3 protein-coding genes are annotated in these 2,288 nt (G+C 63.2%); 2 read left to right on the forward strand and 1 reads right to left on the reverse strand.

The window, feature by feature from the left end; translation table 11 throughout:
* Both I8N66_RS37120 and I8N66_RS37125 read left to right on the forward strand, forming a co-directional pair.
* On the forward strand, nucleotides 1–531 hold a 531-nt coding region (locus I8N66_RS37120; protein WP_291165528.1), incomplete at its 5' end, for a L,D-transpeptidase.
* A gap of 171 nt (nucleotides 532–702) precedes the next feature.
* Entirely contained in the window at nucleotides 703–996 is a 294-nt protein-coding gene (locus tag I8N66_RS37125; RefSeq protein WP_291165530.1) for a hypothetical protein, read from the forward strand.
* Nucleotides 997–1,476: 480 nt separating this feature from the next.
* Here I8N66_RS37125 and I8N66_RS37130 read toward each other — a convergent pair whose 3' ends face one another.
* The gene (locus I8N66_RS37130) at nucleotides 1,477–2,079 is read right to left on the reverse strand and encodes a class I SAM-dependent methyltransferase (protein WP_291165533.1); all 603 of its coding nucleotides are present in this window, start codon (nucleotides 2,077–2,079) and stop codon (nucleotides 1,477–1,479) included.
* Between the last annotated feature and the right edge of the window lie 209 nt (nucleotides 2,080–2,288).

Here is a 2,288-nt window from a genome sequence, read left to right on the forward strand (position 1 = left end):
AAAGCGCGGCAATATTTCGCCCGCAACAACCAGTTGCCGGAGGCCTTCCGCCGCCAGGTGGTGACCTTCCGCACGGCGGAGCAGCCCGGCACGATCATCATCGACGGCAACCAGCATTTCCTCTACCTCGTGCAGCCCGGCGGCCAGGCGATCCGCTACGGCATCGGCGTCGGCCGCGAAGGTTTCGGCTGGGCCGGCATCGTGCGCGTGGGGCGCACGGCCGAATGGCCGACCTGGACGCCGCCTGCCGAAATGGTGGCACGCGACCCGAACGCGGCGAAATGGGCAGCCGGCATGCCCGGCGGGCCGGACAATCCGCTCGGTGCCCGCGCGCTCTATCTCTATGAGGGCGATCAGGACACGATCTATCGCATCCACGGGACGGTGGAGCCCTGGACGATCGGGCTCGACGTCTCCTCCGGCTGCATCCGCATGAACAACGACGACGTCATCGACCTGCACTCGCGCATCGCGATCGGCGCCAAGGTGATCGTGCTGATGCAGGGGGCGGCGCTCTACAAGGGCGTTTGAGGCGGCAGGGATGAGGCGGGTCGCCCGCCCGGTGGTGCGCCGGCATATGCGCCTTGCGAGCGCCGGGACATTAGAGATCAGCCGCCCGGGGGTACGCGCGACGATCGTTCGAAGGAACAGGGATAGAAGATCCGAAGGGGAGGATACGTGGTGAGCGAGGGGATATTGCGTATGAAAGGCCTTGTTCTGGCGCTGGCGGCCATGACCGCGATCAGCGGCTGTCAGTCGCCACCCAAGCCTGAGGATATGGCCCGCACCAGCCTGCAGACGGCGCCGGCCGACCTGCAGCTGCTCTGCGCCCATGCCGCGGCCGGCGCAGCGCAGGTGGACAGCGCCAAAGTGCTGCCGACCAGTTCGCGGGCACTCGACGCGACTTCCTATAGCGTCAATCTCGACGCCGGCGGCCGCAAGTATAGTTGCGTCGTCGATACCACCGGCAGCGTGAAATCGGTGACGCCGGTCTAACCGAGCCGGCTTCAGGGTGCGCCGTTCCCACTACAGGGTGACCTCGATCGCCAGCCCGCTATGCGGGCTGGTGTTGCTTCTTCGTGTCCGTGACCTTGTGCCAGCGCTCAGCACCTGGAGGTTGCGGCGCGCTTGAGAAGCGGGAGATTTATTGTTTGTGCGTCGCGGCAATAGATGCTGCATTGCAAGAATAACTTCTTAGAGCGACGTTGCTATCTGAAGTATATTTTGTGTCCGGCTTTCAATTCCAGCAAATCTGTGCTCTCATAGGTTTAGTTGGAAGGAGGAAATGCCATGCTCTCATTCTTTGAGCACTTCGCACTTTTCGACGCCTTGATCGTTGCTGCGATCTGCACGCTTCTGATCCTGAGTTACTTCAGCCGAGAGGCTTGACGACGCGGGGAAGAAGAGCAAATCAAAGTATTGCAGCGACCTTTGCGCATATGATGAGACGCGCGGCGCTGCAGGGGCTGAGCCTTCTCAGGCTGCGCGCCTTGCCGAAACATGCAGCCAGCGGGTCGGTTCGCCGTCATACCCGCCGCCGTCGGCGTCGCTGATATCAACCTCGGGCCAGCCTGCGTGTTTGAAGCAAGCACCCAGCCAATCGGCTGAGGGGTAGTTGAAGTAGCGGCCGAAGCGGTCGTGGCCTTCCGTCTCGCCTGCCTTGAAACTCGCCTGCAGAAAACCGCCCGGCTTCAGCGTCCTGCGAATGCGCGTGAGCACGTCGGCAAGCTCCGTGCGCGGCACATGCAAGAGCGAGGCCTCGGCCCAGATGCCGTCGAACCGTTCTTCCCAAACGATCTCCTGAAACCTTGTCACTTCGACCTTGCGGCCGATGCGCAGTTCGGCTTCCCGCGCGAGATCCGCCGCGCCGTCGCAGGCGGTGACGTCGAACCCGTGCTCCAGAAGAATGAGACTATCGTGGCCGCCGCCGCAGCCGAGGTCGAGTACGGCAGCGCCCGGCGACAGTCGACCCATGAAGGCCTCGATGCGAGCGGTCGGCGGCTTGCGTTCGCGCGCCGCATAGGTGGCGGCATTGTCGCGGTAGAAGGCGAGGGTGTCGTTCGTTTCGGGTTTTGTCATGGGTGCTTCTTGGATGTCGATGCTGGAGGAGACGGGGAGGAGAGGCTGGGGAAGGGTGGGCGTCCCGCCTTCCATTGCGGGATCTGCAGACGTCGAGGTTTTCCGCTCACCATTCATTCCCGCCGAAGTCCTCTGCCGGCGACGTTTTCGCACAGACTAGGGTCCGGACTCAATTGCACCAGTAGGTGAGCGTGGCAGCGATTAGAGCT

The sequence above is a fragment of the Ensifer sp. SSB1 genome, assembly GCF_016652895.1.
Classification (GTDB): Bacteria; Pseudomonadota; Alphaproteobacteria; order Rhizobiales; family Rhizobiaceae; genus Ensifer.